Origin of the sequence: Aquimarina celericrescens (assembly GCF_042682765.1) — a bacterium.
Lineage (GTDB): Bacteria > Bacteroidota > Bacteroidia > Flavobacteriales > Flavobacteriaceae > Aquimarina > Aquimarina celericrescens.
Map to the genome: position 1 here is coordinate 861123 of NZ_JBHUHY010000002.1, position 23081 is coordinate 884203.

The 23081-nt window shown below is 34.2% G+C and carries 18 protein-coding genes; 13 read left to right on the top strand and 5 right to left on the bottom strand.

What is annotated here, in order from left to right:
• Positions 1-316 precede the first annotated feature (316 nt).
• Positions 317-3259 (bottom strand): fibronectin type III domain-containing protein, encoded by a 2943-nt coding sequence (locus ACFSJT_RS03680; protein WP_378318847.1) that lies wholly within the window; start codon positions 3257-3259, stop codon positions 317-319.
• Positions 3260-3695: 436 nt separating this feature from the next.
• Here ACFSJT_RS03680 and ACFSJT_RS03685 point away from each other — a divergent pair, with 436 nt between their 5' ends.
• Complete coding sequence (locus ACFSJT_RS03685; protein WP_378318848.1) at positions 3696-4568, top strand: DoxX-like family protein; 873 nt, start codon at positions 3696-3698, stop codon at positions 4566-4568.
• Between the two features lie 201 nt (positions 4569-4769).
• On the opposite strand, the gene ACFSJT_RS03690 is transcribed toward ACFSJT_RS03685, so the two are convergent.
• Entirely contained in the window at positions 4770-8018 is a 3249-nt protein-coding gene (locus tag ACFSJT_RS03690; protein WP_378318849.1) for a M36 family metallopeptidase, read from the bottom strand.
• Between the two features lie 818 nt (positions 8019-8836).
• On the opposite strand from ACFSJT_RS03690, the gene ACFSJT_RS03695 reads away from it, so the two are divergent.
• Together ACFSJT_RS03695 and ACFSJT_RS03700 are read left to right on the top strand one after the other, a co-directional pair.
• A complete protein-coding gene (locus ACFSJT_RS03695) occupies positions 8837-9427 on the top strand; it encodes a superoxide dismutase family protein (protein WP_378318850.1) in 591 nt (196 codons plus the stop codon).
• A gap of 166 nt (positions 9428-9593) precedes the next feature.
• Complete coding sequence (locus ACFSJT_RS03700; protein ID WP_378318851.1) at positions 9594-10778, top strand: LETM1-related biofilm-associated protein; 1185 nt, start codon at positions 9594-9596, stop codon at positions 10776-10778.
• Between the two features lie 3 nt (positions 10779-10781).
• Here the strand turns inward: ACFSJT_RS03700 and ACFSJT_RS03705 are convergent, their stop codons facing one another.
• Both ACFSJT_RS03705 and ACFSJT_RS03710 read right to left on the bottom strand, forming a co-directional pair.
• A complete protein-coding gene (locus ACFSJT_RS03705) occupies positions 10782-11402 on the bottom strand; it encodes a hypothetical protein (protein WP_378318852.1) in 621 nt (206 codons plus the stop codon).
• Positions 11403-11407: 5 nt separating this feature from the next.
• Positions 11408-11902, bottom strand: coding sequence for an RNA polymerase sigma factor (locus tag ACFSJT_RS03710; RefSeq protein ID WP_378318853.1), 495 nt, complete (start codon positions 11900-11902; stop codon positions 11408-11410).
• Between the two features lie 242 nt (positions 11903-12144).
• Here ACFSJT_RS03710 and ACFSJT_RS03715 point away from each other — a divergent pair, with 242 nt between their 5' ends.
• A complete protein-coding gene (locus tag ACFSJT_RS03715) occupies positions 12145-13440 on the top strand; it encodes an NAD(P)/FAD-dependent oxidoreductase (protein ID WP_378318854.1) in 1296 nt (431 codons plus the stop codon).
• Between the two features lie 16 nt (positions 13441-13456).
• Here the strand turns inward: ACFSJT_RS03715 and ACFSJT_RS03720 are convergent, their stop codons facing one another.
• Positions 13457-14293 carry a GLPGLI family protein gene (locus ACFSJT_RS03720; RefSeq protein WP_378318855.1) on the bottom strand — a complete coding sequence of 279 codons (837 nt, stop codon included), beginning with the start codon at positions 14291-14293 and terminating at the stop codon, positions 13457-13459.
• A gap of 166 nt (positions 14294-14459) precedes the next feature.
• Between ACFSJT_RS03720 and ACFSJT_RS03725 the strand changes: the two genes are divergently transcribed.
• From ACFSJT_RS03725 to ACFSJT_RS03765, 9 genes are all read left to right on the top strand, one after another.
• On the top strand, positions 14460-16613 hold the full coding sequence (locus ACFSJT_RS03725) for a TonB-dependent receptor (protein ID WP_378318856.1): 2154 nt from the start codon (positions 14460-14462) through the stop codon (positions 16611-16613).
• A gap of 18 nt (positions 16614-16631) precedes the next feature.
• A complete protein-coding gene (locus ACFSJT_RS03730) occupies positions 16632-17054 on the top strand; it encodes a DUF2141 domain-containing protein (protein ID WP_378318857.1) in 423 nt (140 codons plus the stop codon).
• A gap of 106 nt (positions 17055-17160) precedes the next feature.
• Complete coding sequence (locus ACFSJT_RS03735; RefSeq protein ID WP_378318858.1) at positions 17161-17784, top strand: tetratricopeptide repeat protein; 624 nt, start codon at positions 17161-17163, stop codon at positions 17782-17784.
• 14 nt (positions 17785-17798) lie between these two features.
• Complete coding sequence (locus tag ACFSJT_RS03740) at positions 17799-19181, top strand: 2TM domain-containing protein (protein WP_378318859.1); 1383 nt, start codon at positions 17799-17801, stop codon at positions 19179-19181.
• Entirely contained in the window at positions 19174-19482 is a 309-nt protein-coding gene (locus ACFSJT_RS03745) for a 2TM domain-containing protein (protein WP_378318860.1), read from the top strand. Before ACFSJT_RS03740 ends, ACFSJT_RS03745 begins: the two co-directional genes overlap by 8 nt.
• A 61-nt stretch (positions 19483-19543) precedes the next feature.
• Complete coding sequence (locus ACFSJT_RS03750; protein WP_378318861.1) at positions 19544-19852, top strand: 2TM domain-containing protein; 309 nt, start codon at positions 19544-19546, stop codon at positions 19850-19852.
• A gap of 93 nt (positions 19853-19945) precedes the next feature.
• Positions 19946-20305 carry a four helix bundle protein gene (locus ACFSJT_RS03755; protein ID WP_378318862.1) on the top strand — a complete coding sequence of 120 codons (360 nt, stop codon included), beginning with the start codon at positions 19946-19948 and terminating at the stop codon, positions 20303-20305.
• Between the two features lie 87 nt (positions 20306-20392).
• Positions 20393-21148, top strand: a complete 756-nt coding sequence (locus tag ACFSJT_RS03760; RefSeq protein WP_378318863.1) for a LytR/AlgR family response regulator transcription factor — start codon at positions 20393-20395, stop codon at positions 21146-21148.
• 301 nt (positions 21149-21449) lie between these two features.
• Entirely contained in the window at positions 21450-23072 is a 1623-nt protein-coding gene (locus ACFSJT_RS03765) for a tetratricopeptide repeat protein (RefSeq protein ID WP_378318864.1), read from the top strand.
• Positions 23073-23081: the final 9 nt, after the last annotated feature.

Here is a 23081-nt window from a genome sequence, read left to right on the forward strand (position 1 = left end):
AGAGCCAAAACGAATATTGAACTGAGATCAGTTCTTAGACTTCACCTCTGTTAGGGGTATTTCATTATTTTCAGTCTCACAAGAATAAAAGATACTTGTTTGAACTACTAAAAGGATTATGATTACATGATATTTCATAGTATTGAGTTTTTAGGTTACACTTAACAATTTCAGAATTATTTGGAATGAAATAGTTAGTTCAGAATGATGAAAATATTATTTAACAATAGTGATATCCCTAAAAAGAAAGAACCACTGATTCTATGAAAAATCAATGGTTCTTATTACAAATTGCTAGGTCAATAAATAAGATGTCTTATTTTTTAACTAATCTTTGTGTTTCCATAATGTTATTCTTTTCATCACTTATGGATAATAAATATATGCCTGGTCTAAAAATTTTGGGTTGTATTACTTGTGACCCAGAAACAATATTTTCCTCATGCACTAGTTCTCCAGCGAGATTATAGACAGACACCTGAAATAAATCATTATTCTTCATCATAAAAGTTGAAATAGTGATCTCATTGGTAAATGGATTAGGGTAAATGTTGAAAGAATGTTTTTCTAAAGAAAAAACTTCAGTTCTTGTCGCACTAGTTGAATACGTAGCATATATAGAATATCTGTAATTCCTCTGGGCTCCACTGCCATGAATGGATGGCATATTACCAGTGGGTGACCAAACAGATCCATCGGCCTGATATCTTCCAGGAGTTCCTGATACATAAGCTATACCGGGATTGTTGGAAAATATCCACGATAGCCAAATGGTATCTCCATTATTTACTGACACAGGATTTTCTAAGGAGACCATTTGCCAACCTCTTGTCGATTGAACAGAAGTGATAGCTGTCTGCCCTAATCGATTTCCTGGTACTCCGTTGTTGTCTGCGTAAATACCTAGCTGTACGTCACCTGTACCCCCTGCAATATGCATGGTAATACTTTCTAATATTCCATTTTCTGTCATCGTAAAAGGCATAGATCGCTGAGTACTATGTGTAGAATCCCGATCACCCACAGTTGTTATTCCAATGGTTCCCGTCGTACCACCACCGGTTGTTTCTGTAAATGTAGCAGTAATAGATTTATTGGTATCCATTACTATGGACTCGGGATTGGTAGTGCCAGAAAGCGCTCCGCTCCAACTATCAAACTCCCATCCTGTAGCAGGTGTTGCAATTACCGTAACAGAACTTCTTTCAGTATAGGTTCCTGCGCCATTTACACTACCTTGACCTACCGTATTGGTGTTTAATGTATAGGTGACTGTAGATGTATCTCTTAAATAGTTTGCATAAATTGAATACAAGTAACCGCTTTGTGCACCACTACCGTAACTTGACGGAATGTTGCCTCCGCTAGCAGACCAACTTGATCCGGTTGCTTCGTATCGCCCAGGGGTTCCTGTGGCATAAGCAATTCCCGGATTATTTGAGAAGATCCAGGCCAACCACAAGGTGTCTCCATTAAGAGCAGTTACCGCATTCTCTAAACCAACCGTCTGCCATCCGCGAGTTGCTCTTACCGGGGTTATAGCTGTGCTGCTTAATCTGTCACCAGGAACACCGTTATTGTCTGCATACACTCCTAACTGTACATCTCCCGAACCACCAGCAATATGGAAAGTGATGCTTTGTAAGATACCATTTTCTGTCATAGTATACGGCATGGCCCTACGAGTAGTGTGTGTAGCATCTCTATCACCTACTGTGGTTACCCCAAGCGTATATAAAACGGTAGAACTATCTAAGGTAGTAACATTTTCTGTATTACTGAATCCAGAAATATTTCCTGCATTGTCTTTTGCCTGTACCTTAAATGAATAGGTTGTGTTCTCTGCCAATCCACTTACGTCATAACCTGTAGCAGCAGTACTCCCAATTAGCTCATTATTTTGGTATACATCGTATCCAGAAACAGCCACATTATCGGTTGATGCATTCCAGGTTAATGAAACATTACTCGCAGTAACATTAAATGCACTAAGATTACCTGGTGCAGAAGGCGCCTCCTCATCGGGGATATTGGTATTATTAATGGTCACTACATTTCCGTTTGAGGGATTCCAGATGTCAAGATTACTAGGTATGGTAAACGGATCATCATTTGAGACAGTACCCACTTGCGAGGCATTATCTACCTTTATGGTACGTGCCTCGATTTTGTTTTCGTCTACGAAAATCCATTTAAACTGGTTAAATCTTGCCGAATTACGGGTCCAACTTTTACTATCATTATTAGATCGCAATGGGGCACCCCAGCATCCTTCACCGGCATATACTGTCCCATTTTGATCGTCTCTTACGAAACCTTCATCACTTCCTGTTGCAGTTGATGGGCGAAGAGGCCAAGTAGTTTTAACGGTATGCGCATCACATTCTATAACCAGTTTGACTCCTTTGTCATAAAAAAGTTGTGCCCAGTTATTATATTGATTAGTACCTTCAGACTTTGAAGAAACATGAGGGCGCATAGGTTTGTGGTACTGTGCCATTTTCCAAATTGTATTGGGGTTGGCATTCAGGTCATCACGCAACCAGGTGGTTTGATTTCCCGAGATAGAAATCTCAGTATTCAAGGTATAGGTTCGTACCAAATTATTTCCAAAAGTAAGTGCATAATAAACACTTGATGAAGGAACATCGAAAAGATGATAGATACTATTATTACTATCTTCATGATTTCCTCGTGTTGCTACGATAGGAAACATTCTGTTATCACTTGCAATAGTTAATTGCCAGTCGTTAAACCAATCGATCCATTCGCCATTACTATCACCATTAGTCATATCCCCACCAAATAAAACAGCGTGGGGCTTTAACTTTGCCACTAGTCGATTGGCGTTTTGTCTTGGTGTGCGATTGTTTCGGGAATCTCCTCCTGCCACAAAGGATAATCTACTATTATCTGCAGGAGCTGTTTTAAACCAAAAACGTTCACTGGTTCCTTCACTATCATTTACTACAAAGTAATAAGCCGTATTAGGAGTTAAACCAGTAAGGCGAGCAAAATTATTGTTCATTCCTTTATAAGAAATGATTCTGTCTGGAGCTTTTGAATTAGGGTAGCTGGTGTAGTTTGTACCAAAATCGGTAGTTCCATAATAAACAACAGGGGCACTTCCTGAAGTTTGATCCCAACCAATTACGATTGAGGTGGCGGGGTTGTCCCGTAAAGTCAAACGGTATTTACCGTTTGATGAATACGAATTAATTGCTAATAACGAAATTAACAATACAAAAATTCTTTTCATTTTGTGTGAATTAAAGGTTAGTGTTTATATTAAGTAATCTACTTTAAAGCTTATTTGATCTTAATATTCACGCTGCATCTGCCATTTAAACTAAAGTAAAAATGTCTTTACCACTATAAAATTAATCCACTGACTATGATAAAATTTTTCTGACTCAGAGTTTTAACTGAGAATTAAATTTGGTAACTAAAGCTTATAGAAAAATTAATCATTATAATAACTCTTATTAACATTGATTATTTCATCTACTTATAAAGACGCGTTATATGCTGTTTACCCTATTAGTATTTAATTTTAATTCTTATTATTATATTGAGAATTAAAAAATTGGACCATAAATAGTTTATAATCGGGGTCTAAAACATAAAACAAAACTTTTATAAAACATAACAATGAATTCAAATACTTTTAATAGTAAGGCGTTTTATTTTGTATGATGAAAAACTCTAAAGCCTTAATTATTTTATACATCTCTGTATTCCTTATTTTTTTCGGAAGAGCCTGGCAACATTTATTTTGGGATGCACCATACCGGTCTTTTTTTTGGGACGAAGCACTACTTCAACCTATTGTAGAAGGAATTTTTAATATTTCCTGGAAGGATTATGTCACTAGTAGTACAACAGACAATTTTATCCAAGGCATTATTCGAGCAAACGGTATGTTATATTTGATTGCTTCTATCTGTGCCTTATCTGCTAAGATGTTGAACACAAGATGGATTCGTATCCCTATATTATTTGGGGGTGTTTCGTTGGTCATTTTGGCAATTCTATTAACAAAAGAGAAGTTCTACCATGGAGCTCAATTTTTTGAGCATAGCATTCAGTTTGGCTTGCCCTTTGTTTTATTGTACAGTTTCAGAAATAATAGCGAAGAAAAAATTATTCTTGTGTTGAAAATTTTAATTGCGGTTACATTTATCTCCCACGGATTATATGCCTTTGGATTCTATCCCGTTCCCGGAAAATTTGTAGATATGGTCATTCATATCTTTGGTTTCACTGAATCGACTGCAATTATCTTTTTGTACATCGCCGGAATTTTAGATTTTATATTGGCAGTATTAATTTTTGTTCCAAGGATAACTGTATATGCACTTTGGTATGCCGTGATCTGGGGATTACTTACAGCACTTGCAAGAATTGTTGCCAATTTTTATGTAGACTTTCCGTTAGATTCTATTCATCAAAATCTTTATGAAACACTGTACAGGATTCCGCATGGTCTGGCCCCTTTTATCTTATTAATACTACTTGAGAAAGTTCCTCTTAAAATCTTTAATTCTAAATCGGTACGTGTTGACTAAAAAATCGTTAATAGATTTATCCTATTGTATTGCCGGAAAAGTATATGTTGATGAAAACGAAAAAAAGGCCATCTTAAGACGGCCTTTTAAATCTAGAAATTCTCAACAAATCAATTAATATCACTAATCAAAAGGTTTATATTCTCATTTGATTGTTCTAGATTATTGGTGAATAATACTACATAGAATACTACAATAATCTTATTGAATTATTAATTTTTGTGTTACAGTATTCTCACCTTCAATTTCAATTTTAACCAGATAAATTCCAGATCTCAATGATAAACTCTTAGCAGATATTGTATTTCTACCAGGATTTAATGTGAAATGAGATTTTTTACTACCTAATAAAGTGTAGATTGTGGCTGTAGCCTTTTTGGTAGTATTTCTACCAATACTAAGTACAAAACTATCTTTTGTCGGATTTGGCCACATACCTATTGCAGATAAAGCGCCTTCGTCCTCATCTCCTAAGATTGCTGTCGTTCCTGCAAAATCTGTAGCACTAGCTATTGAACCACCACAAGAACCTTCATAGATCTTCACGTTAGAGAAGGTAGAATTGTTTCCAGAACCAGCGTCGTTGTCATTGATGAGCACCAAGCGATCCATAGCTCCTGTATAGAAACTTCCTACAGGGATGACATATTTTGTCGTACCACCAGCATAGTTATCATAATTGGTGATCCCATAGTTTTGTGTACCATGAACTTTAAAATATCTCGTTGGTGTTAAGGCATTATCATCCTCAAATCCAACCCCGTGGATTTCTCCCTGACCTGTACTGCTAAAATCAAACTCTATCACAGTATTAGCCGTTACATTGTAGGTAAGAGCAATATACTTCCAGGTATTGTTGCTTAGCGCCAGAGATGCGCCTCCACTGCCTACAGAGAAGTTTCCTGCTGCATCCTGATTTGAGAACGAAGTAATCGTAAAATCATTAAAATTCAATGCACTACAGGTAGGTGGTGGTGGAGTTCCTGAACCATTTTGAATGCTTACATCATCAAGGGCAATATCACTTTGCCAGCCACTGGTACCACTACCGGTAACTACACTAAAGCGTAACTGTACACTGGCTTCTCCTGCATAGGCAGAAAGATCAACATCGGCAGCATTCCAGGCACTTCCCTGCTCCCCAGTTCTACTGAAGACACTAGTCCAGCTACCATCATTATTGGTGCTGGCCTCAACCGTTAAACTGTTGATCGCACTTCCCAGCATATGATATTGGAAGGTAAGGTTTGGATTTGTTAGGCTACTAAAGTTTAAGCAAGGAGAGTTTAAAATTGCTCTTTTGTTAGGATAACCTGTTCCGTTACCTGAAGCCTCTACATAAATATACGTGTTCCCATCGCCAGCGCTACTTGGACCTGTGCCACTAGAAGGCGTCCCCCCTGTGTTTCTTGTCCAATCCAGATCATCACCTGTAGTAGCCTGTGACCATTGTCCAAAACTTGATTCGAAACTCTCACTAAATGGAAAAGAAGCAACATCACCTGTACAATCTCCACTTGGCGGTGGCGGTGGCGTGCCATCACAAGGATTGGTGAAAGAAACTGTTTGGTCTGTTTGACCATTAGATCCTCCATTGTTATTTTCGTCTGCATCTTGCCCAACTCCTCTTTCAGCAAATGCCTTCCAGATCAAACATCTATATTGTCCACCATACAGATCTTGATCTGCCTGAAGAATTCCATCACGACCAGAAACAAAACCCGGGTTATTTGCAGTATTTTTAAGCCCTTCAATTACTAAGGCCATAGCAATATTATTCCCACCCGTTCCATTATAGAAATCGGGATCAAAACCTTCCTGATCAATTAATAACCAAGTCATATCCCATAGGATTGTAGCAAAAGCATATCCCACACCATGTGGTCTTGCTAATCCACCTATATCAGCATAATCAGTATTATTTATAGACCTGTTTGTAGAGTAACGCGTTGGTCTAATTCCGGTTCCATTAGTACCTTGCCCTAATACATAAGTACCTACTCCTCTGCCGTCGACGCCAGAATCTCCCGCTTTCATGGTAAGCATAAGGCCAAACCAATCTGACCATCCTTCACCCATTTGTTCTGAACCTCCCAAAGTATTAGAAGAAGGCCCCCCAACCAATCGTATAGAAATACCATGCCCGTACTCATGAGCAATAATAACATTATCTAAAGAACCGTCTCTTCCCGGACTGGTACGATTCCATAAGAACATTTGCATTCTTGGATTACCACCGTCACCCGGTGTTGAAAAATTAGCATTATTGGTTCCACTACCGTCTTGTGCATCGGCATTTACAGAATCGCTTCCTGCACCACCTTTACCGTAATTATTTTCTTGAAAGTTTCCACTGGCTTCATCAAAACCATATTGATACCACACATCATGCATTATATTATTCCAATAGAATAAATTAGCGATTGAAGCGTCTCTATAGTTGCTAGGCGTCTGACTTAAATTAATTGGAAAATCAAAATCCAGGCTTGCTCCTCCATCAGGAGAAAAGCCCGTTCCGTTATTTCCATTACTATCATCTTGTGCCCATACGTTGTTACCGCGGGTTATGGTAAACTCTGCGCCTGCACTTCCATTGGTATCATGCCACCCAAATGGCGATGCCGTAGTATTTGCAGGATCACTTACGATAGAGCGATTTCCTTCATCTGGACTCCCTACAGGCATTGCATAAACATTGTAAGAATCAGGAGCAAGTGCTGTAGCTTCTACATTAGTCATAGGCCCGACTATTTTACTATCAAAAAGTACAGACTCATGATTATGAGATTCATGGCCTTCGGGTGCATCAAAATTACAGGAGATCACCCAATTGTTCTCTCTTAAAATTTTATTGCTAGCGGCATCTACATAAGTATTCCACCAGTTCTGAGCTCCTTTTTCATATAGACTTACATTCCAAGTTAAACGAAGCTCCTTGTTATGTAAAATATACACTTGTTTTGCTCTAATAGGTTGATCAGCGGTAATTCCAGAATTTTTATACTCGTAAACATCATTTCCACTGGATTTATTCACGGTACGTGAGAGGCTCTTTGCAGGAGATAGATTATGAGCGCTAATTACAGCACGAATAGCACTTTCTGGAGTTATAGAGGCTTTCGTTAAAGTCGCCTTGACTTTAACTTCTTCTATAAATTGATTGACCTCATACGTAACTTTATTGTTCTGTACAGTTAACTTATACGTTCCATCTTCTATAGGTATTCCTTTAAAATACTGCTTCACATAAACGTGCTTTATTCCAGGTTTTAGAGAAGGAACTTCGTCAGTAATCCTCCATTCTGAATAGTCATTGAGAGTAGCGACTGATTTCGAAGAAGTTGTTAGCGCGTCGTTAAAGTGATTTCGGACAATAGTGTTCATGTCCTGAGCTAAAATGGTTTGCCCCGTCAAAAATAACAGAAGAACAAACGAGTAGACTTTTTTCATAAAAACAAGTTTTGAGTTTGTGTAATGCAAAATTAAAGAAAATTAAGAGTTTTATCTTAATATCTGATAAATACATATTAAATTATCATAAATTAACATTTTAATTAAATTATTTTCATGTTAATCGTTAAATAGATAATTTATACTAATTCATATTTGCTTAACTATTGTAAACACTACAGCTATCCAGTTATTTATGTTTTAAAAGCTAATTATCTGGAAATCAAAAAGAATACAAATACCTTTTTTACATTACGGGAAAAGTGTCAAAATTTTTTATTACATTTTTTTCAATTTTGGTTGAACTAGGTATAGAAAATGTTATTTTGATTAACAAATCAACTAAAACCCTAAACAAGATATTCTCAAATAATTCATAATGAAGATCGATGTCATTATCTTTAAAAATTAACGTTAGCTGAAGATCACAATATTTTGAAATTTAACCTTTCAACCAAATGATAATGGTCGGTTACCAGATAGCATATTTAGCCTTTAATAAATCATTAACTAATAGTTAGAAATGCATTCTTACTTGTAATATACTAAAAGGTTAAAAATTTAAGAGCACAGATTAATAAGGCATTAATCATCATTAAAAACATGAAATCTAGCATTAAGAAGAATAAAAACTGATTAGAAAAATGGAACAACTTTAATCTTTTAAAGAAGATTTTTTTTACCTGTACTATTGTTCTTCGGAATTGTTAAAAAACTATTACTTTTTTAACATAAATCATTGATTCCTGTTTAAATTCTTTGCCATAATACAAAACTACATTATATTACATTAACAAATGATATCAAATCACAAAACTATGAAAACGTTACAATTGATAGTACTTACTTTTTTATCAATAACTATATTTGGTTGTAAAGGAGATAAAAAGGAAGAAAAAGATCAGGAAAATAATACTCAAACCGTTGAGACTCCTTTGAAAAAAGAAGAAGCCGAGACAAAAACATTAGAAATTACTCTAGAACCCAAAAGTGATAGCAAAGCCTCTGGCAACATAGTATTTACTGAAGCTGCAGGTATGGTAACCATGGTAGCCAAAATGACAGGGTTGAGTGAAGGTGAACATGCAATACACATACATGAAAAAGCTGATTGCTCTTCTCCAGATGGAAAATCTACTGGAGGTCACTGGAATCCAACTTTAGAGAGACACGGAAAATGGGGTGATACAGAAGGGTATCACAAGGGAGATATAGGAAATTTTAACGTAGACGCCGAGGGAAATGGTAACTTGACCTTTGCCACCAATGAATGGTGTTTAGGTTGCGATGATGAAAAAAAGAACATCATTGGTAAAGCTATAATTGTGCATCAGGGCGTTGATGATTTTACAACTCAACCAACAGGAGCTGCAGGTGGTAGAATAAGCTGTGGTGCTATAATACAGTAACCCAATAATAACAGTATAAAAAAAAGGGGTTGTTTTTAACAACCCCTTTTTTTTATATAAACTTTATCGTTCATAATATATTACTTCCTCTTTTGTTCTTAATTAGATAACAAGAGATTCAGAATTTTGACAAAAATAAAACTAACTTTGTAACAAACCTTTATAAATGAATCCTTCAACTTCTGGTTGGATAGAAAAGTTTTTAAGAGATCCCGATTATGACCAACAAGTATCTGGATGGTCAATGGATCAATTATATTCTGATTTGAGACTGGTAGGATTTATCTATGGTACGTCTGTAGACACGATTATTTCTAATAAATCTGATATTGTTTATTCTGAAGAGGAAAAGACAAAAATCAATTTATTTACTGCACTTGCAATCACGTATTTTGATACTATCGAAAATGCTGGCAAAATAGATTGTATTGATGCCCTTATCGAATTTTACAGTTTTCTTGATACTAAAAAGTCTTTTTTCTCCTTTCCAAAAGTACTTTCTTCAAATAAAAGTGAAAAATTAGAAACTATTATCAATACCCGTATACAGACCAATGAATCTATTTTTAGAAAAAACTTTAGCCACCTACTAACCAATGCCCTACTTTTTATAGATGTATTGGCTTTTGATTATTATTTGATCCATGATGAGAATCCATTCGAGTATGCAGCCAAACTTGAAGAAACCCTAACAAATACCGTCTTTTTGGCTCTTAATTCTAAAGAAGAGCAGGACGAATATGATCAACTATTGATCAAATTATTTGCATCCTCGGTAAGATATACTAATATTTCTCTGGAAGAAGAAGCAAGTTTCGATTATATAGAATTGGACCCATACACCGATGAAATTGAAAAAAGATATATCCTGGATCTCACTAGTATGGCTGTTTGGAACGACAAAAAACTAGACATAGGAGAACAAACATTTATGTCTGCACTGGGTGCAGAATTACAAGTTCATGATACTGTGGTTCATGAATCTATACATTTGGTTAAAGCCTTTATAAATGATCACAAGGATCAAATATCTTACTTCAATTATTCTCACCCTGCTTTGCATTTCTATCAACAAACTTCCAGAACGGTAAGTGTATTGATTCTAAGAAATAAAAAACGCTTGATCAAAGAAATTTCTGAAAGTAAAGATTTGATGATATTATTAGGACAATCTACTGTTCGTGATTTATCCAAGGAAGAGAAGAAACAAGTAAAACAACAACTCTTAGACATTTGTAAAACGATTCCTTCACTCGCCATTTTTATTCTTCCTGGGGGAGGTCTGTTATTACCACTTTTGGTAAAATTCATACCTCAATTACTTCCCTCTGCATTTAATGAGAATAAATAACGACTATATTTCGAGCTTTTCAAGTTCTTTATAGTTCTTTTTCAGCCTACGAGTCAAAATACCATAGATCAGTCTATAAAACAAGGCTATTAAACCTATAAAGACTAATGTCACCAATAATGTACTTAATACTATCATCCAGATAGGAGTTTCTACGCCAGCACTCTTTTGGAATTCATTGGTAAAAAATAACATATATATTGTCGTGGAAATCATTAGTATCCCAAAAAAACTAAGATTTATCCAAATATAATGTTTTACGGTTCTTCTGGTTTTGATAATATTTTCCATAAGCACCTTGGTTGAATCGGTTGCTTGGATTTTTTTATAGTTCAAATAAAATCGAACAATGAAATAAATAAGGATAGTATAAGATAATATTGAACCTATTAAAGAAAATGTTCCCATTGATTCTTTTTGAACCTCTGCATGCAGACCTGTAAACCTAAAAATAATATCGAGAGAAGCCCATAATACAAATTCTAGTATACTTATAACAAAAATCCATTTTACTATAGAAGACGATTTCTTTAATATCATCTGGTAGATTTCTTTATAAGATAATCTGGGAAGCACTTCTTCCTGCTTCTTCCAGTCTTGTTTTAATAATTCTAATTCGTCCATGGGGTTTAGGGATTTAATATTTTTTTCAATTTCGTCTTAACTCGGTTCATTTTCACTCTGGCATTAACTTCGCTTATACCCATAGTTTCTGCTATTTCTTTGTATGATTTATCTTCGAGATACAAAAAAACCAAAGCCTTTTCTATATCATTGAGTTGCTTTACCGCTGCGTACATAAGCTTTAGTTGTTGTTCTTCCTCATCGTCATACTCTTCTGCCTTTATCTTAAAGTCTATAGCATCTATATCAGTAGTTCTTAAACTTCTTTTAGATCTTCGATATAAGGTAATAGCCGTGTTTAATGCTACTCTATACATCCAGGTACTAAATTTTGCATCTCCTCTAAACTTTGGATATGCTTTCCAGAGCTGTATAGTGATTTCTTGAAACAAATCATTATGCGAATCGGGATCACTTGTATAAATTCTACAAACCTTATGCACAATATTTTGATTCTGCTCGAGGTTAGTTACAAAACTATGTTCTAATTCTTTATTCACTGCTAATGGTTACTTCTTATATGTAGGTAAGTAAACAATTCTGTTACAAACAAAATTAAATTTATGTCAATTTAGTCACAAAAAATGTATATTACCTAGGGTATATTTTTTTTACAATTTACCTTTGTATGATAATCAAATCGATCATGAAGTAAAATATCAATTTAAATTGATCAAAATGATTACTAGTGTCATATCAACGATAAGCCCAATTGATAATTAAAAACAATAAATAACATTAGATGAATCTACCTTTCACTAATTTACCTAGATTAGTAATCATTGGCGGTGGTTTTGCCGGAGTTGCATTAGCCAGAAAAATGATCAAAGAAGATGTGCAATTGGTATTATTAGATCGGCATAATTATCATACCTTTCAACCTTTACTTTATCAGGTTTCGACATCTTCTTTAGAACCAGATTCCATAGCATACCCGCTACGTAAAATTATAAAAAGGGGAAAGAATTCCTTTTTCAGAATGGCAGAAGTAGCATCAATTGATACTGAAAATCAAAAAATACTAACCAATATCGGTAGTGTTTCTTATGATTATTTGGTAATTGCTACAGGAGCCAAAACCAATTTTTTTGGCAATACTACCATAGAAAATAATGCTATGCGTATGAAAAATTTGCCGCAGGCGTTAAATTTACGCAGTCTGATGCTCGAAAATCTGGAGCAAGCAGTTATCACTACAGATCCAGAAAAAAGAAAAGAATTATTGAGCTTTGTTCTTGCCGGAGCTGGTCCTACTGGTGTTGAATTAGCTGGTGGTATTGCAGAACTAAAACTGAATGTTTTACCCAAGGATTATCCTGATATGGATTTTAGTGATATGGAAATCCATTTAATTGAAGGTGCTTCTCGCGTTCTTCCTCCAATGAGTAAAAATGCTTCTAAAAAAGCTGCTGGATTCTTAAAGAAACTTGGGGTTCATATTCATCTAGATACCCAGGTAAAAAACTATGAGAACAATTGGGTAACTACCAATACTGATCTTTCTATTAAAACGGCCACATTTATTTGGTCTGCCGGAGTAACTGGTGCTCCCCTATCTGGAATAACAGCAGAATCATTGATCCCCAAAGCCAATCGATATAAAGTAAATGAATTTAGTCAAGTAGAAGGTTATGATACAATCTTTGCTATCGGAGATATTTCAGTAATGGAAACAAAAAGATTCCCCAAAGGTCACCCTATGGTCGCACAACCCGCCATACAGCAAGGGAAACACCTCGCAAAAAACTTAAAAAGACACCTTAGAGGTAAATCTATGATTCCCTTTAAATATTTTGATAAGGGTTCTATGGCTACTATAGGACGTAACAAAGCAGTTGTTGACATAGGCAAGTTTAAATTTGGAGGCTTTTTTGCCTGGTTTATCTGGATGTTCATTCACCTGTGGTTCCTGGTAGGATTCAGAAATCGTTTTGTGACTTTCTTTAATTGGGTGTATAATTATATTAACTATGATAAAGCCGCACGATTAATCGTACGGCCTTTTAAAAACGACAATGGTTCTGTAGAAAGGGTTTAATTGAAAAAACTTTGGTTCATTTATCCTCAAAAAATAATTTTGAAGGTAACGCTAATAATTCTTCTCGAGAAATTTTGGTTCCTTCTACGGGAGGTTTTATGAATAAACTATCTGTAAAAAATGAAATTTTGTCAAACCGAAGTTGTTTCTTACCCTCCTTTAATTCTAATATTAAGCCAGAAAGCCCCCAATAGCCTCTAGGACCATGCTCTACAGGAATCTCATTAGTATACCAAACTTCAACTGGAATGTCTGAGTTTCTTAAAATAGCTTTATTACAGGTGTAACGAGCAATTTTTCTGCGCTCTTTGGTAATCTCCCAGTCAGGCTGCTTTAAATTTTCATTGATTAAGAATGACCTGCTTCGAAAATCAAAAATATATACTTTTAAAGAGCTTATTTTCTTTAGTAATTCATGATCTGTATAAATAACTTCTGAGTCATAATAATTGATTAATCCCTTACTTATTGTACGCCCACTCTCTGTGGTAATCTGCTTCATAACCGTGTCATTATTTACCTTTTCTTGGGGGTAATATAATGACTGTTTTCCGTCAACTTTCAAAATGGTAGTATACTCATACTCTGGAATATTTTCTAAATCGAAATCATATTTTTCATTTTCGACAATTACCTTTCTTAAAGAATCTACCCGTTTTCTGATATCCACGTAAAGAGAATCAGGATCATTTTCTGGTAAAGCCGAATCGCCTAAAGTAACTGAAGTAATAAAACCCGATTGCTTTTTCTTTGTTTTTGCCGGGGTCCTTTGGTCTTTATAAAAGACCGTAAACTGCTGTGCATTCAGGCATACGGCGCTTAATGCAATAACTAGATATAGTATTTTTCTCATTTTTGATTGATGAATTTAACTGCTAATGTACTTTATATTCTTTTAACTATAAAATTAGTTAAAAGAAATACAGTTGATCCTCCCCTTTTGACACTTCAGTCACATTGAATTTCAATTTTTTCACTAATCCTTCATTTTTGAACCATTAATTATAACTAATAAAAGAATGAAACCAACACTGACTCTTTTTTTTACTTTGCTTTTATCATCAATAGTTGCCCAAACAACTATAACAGGTACTGTAACCGATAACAAGGGAATTCCGATTACAGGAGCCAATATATATCTTGATGGTACTTATGATGGAAGTTCTTCTGATGAGAACGGAAGTTTTTCTTTCACTTCTTCAGAAAAAGGTACACAAACCTTAATCGTTTCATTCTTATCCTTCGAAACCCTTCAACTTTCTAAAGAAATCATCGAAATGAAAAACCTAAATATCGTTCTAAAAGAAGACGTGAATTCATTAGGTAGTGTCGTTCTTAATGCTGGTACTTTTTCTGCAGGTGATAACAGTAAAGCTTCTGTACTCACACCTCTTGATATCGTTACAACTGCAGGATCTGCAGGGGATTACATAGCTGCTTTACAAACATTACCGGGCACCTCTAATGTATCAGAAGATGGTAGGCTTTTTGTGCGAGGTGGAGATGCAAGTGAAACCAATGTTTATATAGATGGTTTACAAGTTTTCCAACCCTTTACCGCCACGACAAATAATATTCCAACCAGAGGACGGTTTTCTTCGTTTCTTTTCAAAGGAACTAATTTTTCTACAGGGGGCTACTCTGCAGAGTACGGAGATGCGCTATCAAGTGTATTATTGCTTAACACTATCGATGAGCCCGATCAGGAAAAAACAGAGCTGCAATTTATTAATGTAGGCTTAGGTGCCGGCAATACTCAAAAATGGAAAAACAATTCTCTAAGCCTCAATGCGTTTTATGTAAATCTAAAACCGTATCAGGGTATTATCGAACAACGTGTGGATTGGATCAAACCCTATGAATCATTAGCTGGAGAAGCGGTATTTCGTCATAAATTCAATAATGGACTGCTAAAAATCTATGGTGGGCTTAATTATGCAGACTTCGAACTCATACAGGAAGATATTAATGTAGCCGAGGGCATCAGTTTCGGTCTCACCAATCGCAATTTATATTTAAATGCATCATACAAAGGTAGTTTAGGAAATGACTGGAATATTACAACAGGGGCAAGTTTTGCAAATGATTATAATGATGTAAAAATTGTAAATACCGATGTAGATAATGATGAAAACAGCTTTCATTTTAAAGTAAAGCTACGAAAGAGATTTAGCAATAGATTTAAACTAAATATTGGAGCAGAACAATTTATGGTCAATTTTACTGAAAAAGCTGAAGATCCTGGTTTTGATACTTTTAGATCCTCGTATGACAATAATAGTACTGCCGTTTTTACCGAAGCTAATATCTTCTTTAGTAAAAAGTTAGCACTGCAAGTTGGAGCGCGAGGTGTTCATAACACATTAGTAGAATATACCAAGGTATCCCCAAGAGCGTCCTTTGCTTATAAAACCTCATCAAAATCTCAAATATCATTAGCTTATGGAGATTTTTATCAGGCTCCACAACAAGAGGTGCTAAAGTATAATTCAGTTCTTGAACCTGAAAAATCGTCTCATTACATTGTAAACTACTTATACCAAAACAACGGAAGAACATTTAGAGCAGAAGCATACTATAAAGAATATAACGACCTTATAAAATTTGACACAGAAATACCACAGTTTGATAGTGGCTTTAGTAATAACGGAGATGGTTATGCTACTGGTATAGATCTGTTCTGGAGAGATAATAAATCTATTAAAAATCTGGACTATTGGGTAAGTTATTCCTATTTAGACACAAAAAGGGATTATAGAAATTATCCTAATAGAGCGACTCCTAATTTTGCTGCAACCCATAACCTTTCTCTTGTAACAAAATATTGGGTTAGTGACTGGAAATCTTTACTAAGCACAACATACAACTTTGGTTCGGGAAGACCTTACAATGACCCTAATGAAAGTGTTTTCCAAAATCAGAAGACACGTACATTTAATTCTCTTAACTTTAGTTGGGCATACCTTATTAGTCCACAAAAAATATTGTATTTCTCAGTTTCAAATGTACTGGATTTTGATAATGTATTCAATTATCAATATTCAAATACCCCAGATGTAAATGGAGAATTCTCAAGACGTGCAATACGGCCTACAGCAGATCAATTTTTTATTCTTGGATTCTTTTGGACCATAAGTGAAGATAAAACTGACAATCAATTAGATAATCTATAATCCTTAAAATTAACAATCATGAAAACTACATTTCTTACTTTACTTATTGCACTACTCATATTATCAACATCAAGTTTTGCTCAAACCAGCTACCGATCTATAGATATTATTATCGACAATATACAATCAAACGATGGAACCTTAAGAATTGGCTTGTATAAAAGTGAAGAAAGTTTTCTGAAAAAAACTTACAAATCGATCAACGTAAAAGCTCAAAAAGAAAGCGTAGAAGTTTTTTTTAAAGATGTTGAAGAAGGAGAATATGCAATCTCATTATATCATGACAAGGATGATAATCAAAAAATGAATACGTTTTTTAAAATCCCTACAGAACCTTACGGAGTGAGTAATAATGCAAAAGGACGATTTGGTCCACCAAAATGGGAAGATGCCAAATTTGAGGTTTCAGATAACAAGGTAACACAACGTATTATGCTGTAACCTATGTTTACATTTCATCCTGTAAAAATCACAGTTGGGTCACAAATACTAGAATCACAAAGCTACCCTGGCGATCTTTACCGCATCAATTTAAAACCAAATAATTATGAAAACTCTTTTAGTACTAGTAACTTTTTTGACAGGATTAGCTGTAAACTCACAATCAAGCTACCAAAAAGGAATGACAAAAGCTTTTGAAACTTGGGCAAATAAAAATCAGGATGAAGCTGTAAACCTTTTTGAACGTATTGCCAAAGCAGAAAAAGAAAATTGGATACCCTACTATCATGCTGCCAGAATTCTTGTAGTAACCTCATTTGGTTTAAAAGACGCCGCTGTCATCGAATCTCGACTAAAAAAAGCACAGGATTTTCTTAATGAAGCAAAAACATTTTCTAAAGACAATGCAGAGATTTTTATTATGGAAGCTATACTGAACACGGCATACGTAGCATCCAATCCCTCTAAATACGGAATGACACATTCTGCAAAAGTTGAAGAACTGTATCAAAAAGCAAAAGTCTTAGAACCAGAAAACCCAAGAGCAGTTTTATACCATGCAGAATGGAAGATGGGTGGTGCAAAATACTGGGGTAAAGACCCTAAAGTCTTTTGTCCTGAAATAGAAAAAGCTATCTTGTACTTTGAAAAAGTATCTAGCCATGATGAACCGTTTTATCCAAAATGGGGGATGAATCAGGTAGAGAGAGTTCAACAAAATTGTAACTAGAAGATTATATCAAAATGAGTAACCAAAATTTCATGAAAGGTGGTATTTTAAAAATAGTACGAATTAGTTTTATCATTGCCATAATCATTGAGTTATCTTTTCTTCTATTTAAGATAGGGAAACCAATCATATGGCAAAAAGAACTTGAAAATCTATTCGTGCATTTTATGTTTGCTTTCCCCTTAACATTGGTTAATGGATATTTCTTTGATGTTTTGGAAAAATGGTATACCTGGGATAAACAACCACAAAAAAGATTGTGGTTTGGAGCTATTGGCTCCATAATTTTAACCATGATAACACTCGCAATAATTAGAGTGATTTTGGTAGTAGGCATTTATGGGAAACCTTTTGATGAGTATTTGCAAGATGAAAGGCTGAGTTTCTATCTCACCGGATTTATTATAACGATGATAGCATCGCTCTTTTTTCATGCCATTTACTTTTATAAAGAGCTGCAAAGACAAAAGATCACAGAACAGAAGATAATTGCTGGAACGGCCTCGGCAAAATTTACAGCGCTAAAAAATCAATTAGATCCCCATTTTTTGTTTAATAGCCTTAATGTATTGACTTCTTTGATCGAAGAAAACCCAAGGATGGCTCAAAAGTTTACTACTTCATTATCCAAGGTATACCGATATGTTTTAGAGCAAAAAGACAAAGAGCTAGTTACAGTAGATGAAGAGCTTAAATTTGCTAAAACGTATATGACGTTGATACAACTAAGGTTTGAAGACAGTATTGTATTTGATATTCCAGATCAAGCTTCTAATCCCGAAGCAAAAGTAGTACCACTATCTTTACAGATATTGCTGGAGAATACCGTAAAACACAATGTAGTAATGCCAGAAAAACCATTAAAAATCAAAATTTATGAAAAAGATGGATTTTTAATTGTAGAAAACAATCTTCAACCCAAAGAGGTAGTAAAACAAAGCAGCGGTGTTGGTCTGGGAAATGTGCAACAACGATATGCGTTACTAACCAAAAGAAAGTTTTCAGTGTACAAAACAGAAGATGCCTTTATAGCAGAACTTCCTATGTTAACTAAAAAAATAAAATATTCAGATATGGAATTATCACAAAATGTACTATCCATAGAAATGACCAAGAATCAAAAATATGAACGTGCCAAAGAACAAGTTAAAAGAATCAAGGAATTCTACGGAAATCTGGTTTCGTATTGTATAGTCATACCATTTTTAATATTTATTAATTATAAGACTACGGGTTTCGACTTGCCATGGGTAATTTTTCCAATCATTGGATGGGGAATCGGACTTACCTTTCATTATATGGAAGCATTTGACCATCACCTGATTTTTGGGAAGGATTGGGAAAAAAAGAAAATCAAAAAGTATGTAGAAGAATCAAAAAGCAGGTATCATGAGTGATTATAAAAATAAAGTAGCTTACGAAAAAGCAAAAAAAAGAGTTGAAAACGAAAAAGGTTTTTATTCACATCTTACGGCTTACGTTATAATCAATATTGCATTGCTATTCATCAATGCAGATTTAGGAGAAGCAGATCTTAATGATTGGTTTCGTTGGAACCTATTACTTACTCCAATACTTTGGGGAATTGGACTAATAGTTCATGGAATATATGTCTTTGGTAAAATTCCATCTTTTAGCAAAGCCTGGGAAGAAAGAAAGATCAAAGAGCTAATGGATAAAGACGATTTTTCAGAATAAACTGCAATGGGGTAAAGATCCAAATAATCATTACAATATTAATTTTATAAAGCATAATATCATGAAAAATTTTGAAGAACAAAAAAAATACGAACGCGCCAGAGAACGTGTAACAGAATTAAAAAAGTTTTATAACAACTTGATATCGTATGTTTTGGTCATAGGATTTTTGGCCGGAATAAATTATTATCAAAATGAGTGGCACTACCCCTGGTTTTTATGGGCTGCCTTTGGTTGGGGAATTGGCTTGGCTTTCCACGCAGTCAAAGCATATAGAATCAACCCCATGTTCAATAAGGACTGGGAAGAACGAAAAATTAGAAAATATATGGAAGAAGAGCAAGATAAAGACAAACAACTTTGGGAGTAAACTTATTAATGATTTAATGAAAGATTGAAAGAATGAAAGAATGAAAGAATGAATAGAGATATCATATCAACATAATCGTAAGTTGTAAAATATATGGAAAAAAGTGAATTTGTAGAAAAGTTTAAAAAAAGAACAAAAAGGTTATCGTTAGATATTATTTTGCTAATCGACACCCTTAAAAAAACTGAGGCGACAAAAATAATCAGTTATCAAATAATTAAGAGTGCTACTTCTACAGCCGCAAATTACAGAGCTGCTTGTATAGCTAGGTCAAAAAAAGAATTCTATTCAAAAATATCTATAACTACAGAGGAAGCAGATGAAACTGTTTTTTGGTTAGAATTATTACAGGAGTCTGGTCTTGCATCGAATCATAATACCATTCCTCTATTAGAAGAAGCGAGTGAAATTTTAAAAGTTTTGTCCAAAGCAAAAAAAAATACTTCATTTTAAGTTGTTTTCAAAAAATTAAAAGATTATTAACTACATAGTAAAGTTTTACTGAATCATTAAGTCATTCTTTCATTAAATCATTGACCCATGAACGTAATTATCATTGAAGACGAAAAACCAGCAGCCAGACGTCTTAACAGGATGCTTGGTGATCTAAATATAAATGTAAATACCATGCTGCATTCTGTACAAGAATCAATAGAATGGTTTACTAATAATGAACATCCAGACCTGATTTTTCTGGATATTCAGTTAAGTGATGGTTTGTCATTCGAAATTTTTGATACCCTCACAATAAGAAGCTCGATTATATTTACAACTGCCTATGACGAGTATGCACTTAAGGCATTTAAATTAAATAGTATCGATTACCTATTAAAACCAATAGATGACGACGAACTAGAAACTGCGGTTAATAAATACAACGAACAATTGCCTCAAAAGCAACAATTGCAGGTGGATTTTGAAGACATCAAAAAACTACTGATTAATCCTATAGATCGTGTTTATAAAAAACGGTTTACAGCAAAGGTAGGACAGCATCTTAAAATATTCTCAGTAGAAGATGTTGAGTGCTTTTATTCTGAAAATAAAGGAACCTATTTACACACTACAGATAATAGAAATTACCTAATTGACACAACTTTAGAATCACTTGAAGAGGAACTCAACCCTCAACAATTCTTTAGGGTAAACCGAAAGTTCTATGTAAACATTAATGCGATTAAAGACATTATTTCATATACCAATTCTAGACTTCAAATAAAACTAAATCATTTCAACGAACAAGAAATTATTGTAGCTAGGGAACGAGTTAAGGATTTTAAACTATGGTTAGAATGATAGAAACAAAGAGAAGTATTTATCCTTGACCGAGATAATGTATATCATCAGAAATCCACATACCCATCCGTTTATTCTAGTCTAAGGACCAGGGTCATTATCAGTTCCACCTGGAGAACACTTCATTTTTAGGTATTTTGTAAAAAAAGACAATCTGTTAGATTATTTCTTGGTTAATTAAAGGAGCAAATACAATACGTCCTATAGCCCTTTTCATTTTTAACTATTAGGAGTAGATAATATAAATATTCTGGAAAAACAAAAGTATTATTTACTTTTGACAACACGCATATCCATCATAATGACAACTAACAGTACATCTTTAGTGGGTAAATATTATCTTTTACCATTATTTATACTTGTATTCAACTCCTTTTATACTTCTTCTCAGGACAATGATTTACAAGATGCTGTAGCATATATCAAACAAGCCACATTATTTTATGGAGACGAAGATTATGAACAAAGCATATCATACTATGACAAAGCAGAAGAAATAGTTAAAGAATTACATAATGATTCTTTATTGTCTGTTATATATACCAGAAAAGGTCATATTCATCTAAGAGATGGCAAAAACAAAAATGCTCTTAACGCTTATTCAAAAGCGTTGGATATTGCAGAATTAACGCAATATAAAGAATTAGAAATAACGGCTAATTCAGGGCTCATAGTTATTCTAAGAAGAATGAACCGATTAGAGAAAGCTCTGAAAATTGCACATCGTTCACTTAGAGTGATACCCAATACTAAGTTTTATAGAAAGGGAGGCCACGCTAGTATTATCATTCTTACAAGTGAAGTGTATTTAGATCGAGAGCAATATGACTCTACATTATATTATATAGAAAAAGGATTAGAGATCAGTAAAGAACTGAGATATCAAGAGGCTATTTTAGACTTATACATTAAAAAAGGAATGGTATATTATTACCAAAAAAAATATGACGAATCCCTGAATTTTTTATTTAAAGCCAAAGACATTCTCTCCGAACAAGAAATAAACAACAAGTCTTTTCCTTCTATAAACACTAGCTATTTCATTGCGAGTTGTTACTATCAACAAAAATTTTATGACCAGGCAATCAGTATATTATTAGATAGTATAGATAACTTTGAAGAAAATGATCTTTTTAAACCTCCTGCAATTCGATCACATTTGCTACTAGCCAATTGTTATAATGAAAAAAACGAGTATGAGAAAGCAAATCAGTGGCGCAGTAAATATGTAAAACTGAATGAGTCTTATCAAAATGATAAAGATCAGACGGTAGATATAATTCACAAAAAAGAAACAAAAAAGCTTCAAAAAGAAATAATAAATATAAAAGCCGATCAAATCAAAGATAAGCAAGCCAAAAATCAAATATTTTGGATTCTTCTACTTACCTCAACAGCATTGATATCTACCATTTTTATATATTTTAAAAAGCAAAGATCCAATAAAACTTTGTTTAATAAATTAATGAAAGAAATTAATGATTTAGAATCTGTCAAACAAGCCACAATCGGCAAGAAAGAATCGTCTAAAGAAATCATTATTGATGATCAGAAAATCAACCAAATTATTAAAGGCTTAGAAAAACTAGAAGTTGAGGAATACTTTTTAAAATCTGAATGTAATCTACGATCTATGGCAAAAAAACTAAAAACCAATGCCACTTATTTATCCAAAACAATAAACATTCACAAAGAAAAAAACTTTACCGATTACATCAATGATCTTAGAATTGAGTATGTCTTAAAAAGATTAAAGGATGATAAAAGGTTTAGATCTTACTCTATTCAATCCATCGCTACAGAGATTGGATATAAGAGTAGCTATTCACTAGTCAAGCATTTTAAAGCAAAAACAGGGATAAATCCATCCTATTATATTAAGAGCCTCGACAAACAGCATATAGTTCCAGAAATCAGGGTGTAATCCATGGCT

Bases quoted from the DNA above. Each gene is read 5' to 3' on its own strand.
- ACFSJT_RS03680 (WP_378318847.1), bottom strand. From the start codon at position 3,259: ATGAAAAGAATTTTTGTATTGTTAATTTCGTTATTAGCAATTAATTCG.
- ACFSJT_RS03685 (WP_378318848.1), top strand. From the start codon at position 3,696: ATGAAAAACTCTAAAGCCTTAATTATTTTATACATCTCTGTATTCCTT.
- ACFSJT_RS03690 (WP_378318849.1), bottom strand. From the start codon at position 8,018: ATGAAAAAAGTCTACTCGTTTGTTCTTCTGTTATTTTTGACGGGGCAA.
- ACFSJT_RS03695 (WP_378318850.1), top strand. From the start codon at position 8,837: ATGAAAACGTTACAATTGATAGTACTTACTTTTTTATCAATAACTATA.
- ACFSJT_RS03700 (WP_378318851.1), top strand. From the start codon at position 9,594: ATGAATCCTTCAACTTCTGGTTGGATAGAAAAGTTTTTAAGAGATCCC.
- ACFSJT_RS03705 (WP_378318852.1), bottom strand. From the start codon at position 11,402: ATGGACGAATTAGAATTATTAAAACAAGACTGGAAGAAGCAGGAAGAA.
- ACFSJT_RS03715 (WP_378318854.1), top strand. From the start codon at position 12,145: ATGAATCTACCTTTCACTAATTTACCTAGATTAGTAATCATTGGCGGT.
- ACFSJT_RS03720 (WP_378318855.1), bottom strand. From the start codon at position 14,293: ATGAGAAAAATACTATATCTAGTTATTGCATTAAGCGCCGTATGCCTG.
- ACFSJT_RS03725 (WP_378318856.1), top strand. From the start codon at position 14,460: ATGAAACCAACACTGACTCTTTTTTTTACTTTGCTTTTATCATCAATA.
- ACFSJT_RS03730 (WP_378318857.1), top strand. From the start codon at position 16,632: ATGAAAACTACATTTCTTACTTTACTTATTGCACTACTCATATTATCA.
- ACFSJT_RS03735 (WP_378318858.1), top strand. From the start codon at position 17,161: ATGAAAACTCTTTTAGTACTAGTAACTTTTTTGACAGGATTAGCTGTA.
- ACFSJT_RS03740 (WP_378318859.1), top strand. From the start codon at position 17,799: ATGAGTAACCAAAATTTCATGAAAGGTGGTATTTTAAAAATAGTACGA.
- ACFSJT_RS03745 (WP_378318860.1), top strand. From the start codon at position 19,174: ATGAGTGATTATAAAAATAAAGTAGCTTACGAAAAAGCAAAAAAAAGA.
- ACFSJT_RS03750 (WP_378318861.1), top strand. From the start codon at position 19,544: ATGAAAAATTTTGAAGAACAAAAAAAATACGAACGCGCCAGAGAACGT.
- ACFSJT_RS03755 (WP_378318862.1), top strand. From the start codon at position 19,946: ATGGAAAAAAGTGAATTTGTAGAAAAGTTTAAAAAAAGAACAAAAAGG.
- ACFSJT_RS03760 (WP_378318863.1), top strand. From the start codon at position 20,393: ATGAACGTAATTATCATTGAAGACGAAAAACCAGCAGCCAGACGTCTT.
- ACFSJT_RS03765 (WP_378318864.1), top strand. From the start codon at position 21,450: ATGACAACTAACAGTACATCTTTAGTGGGTAAATATTATCTTTTACCA.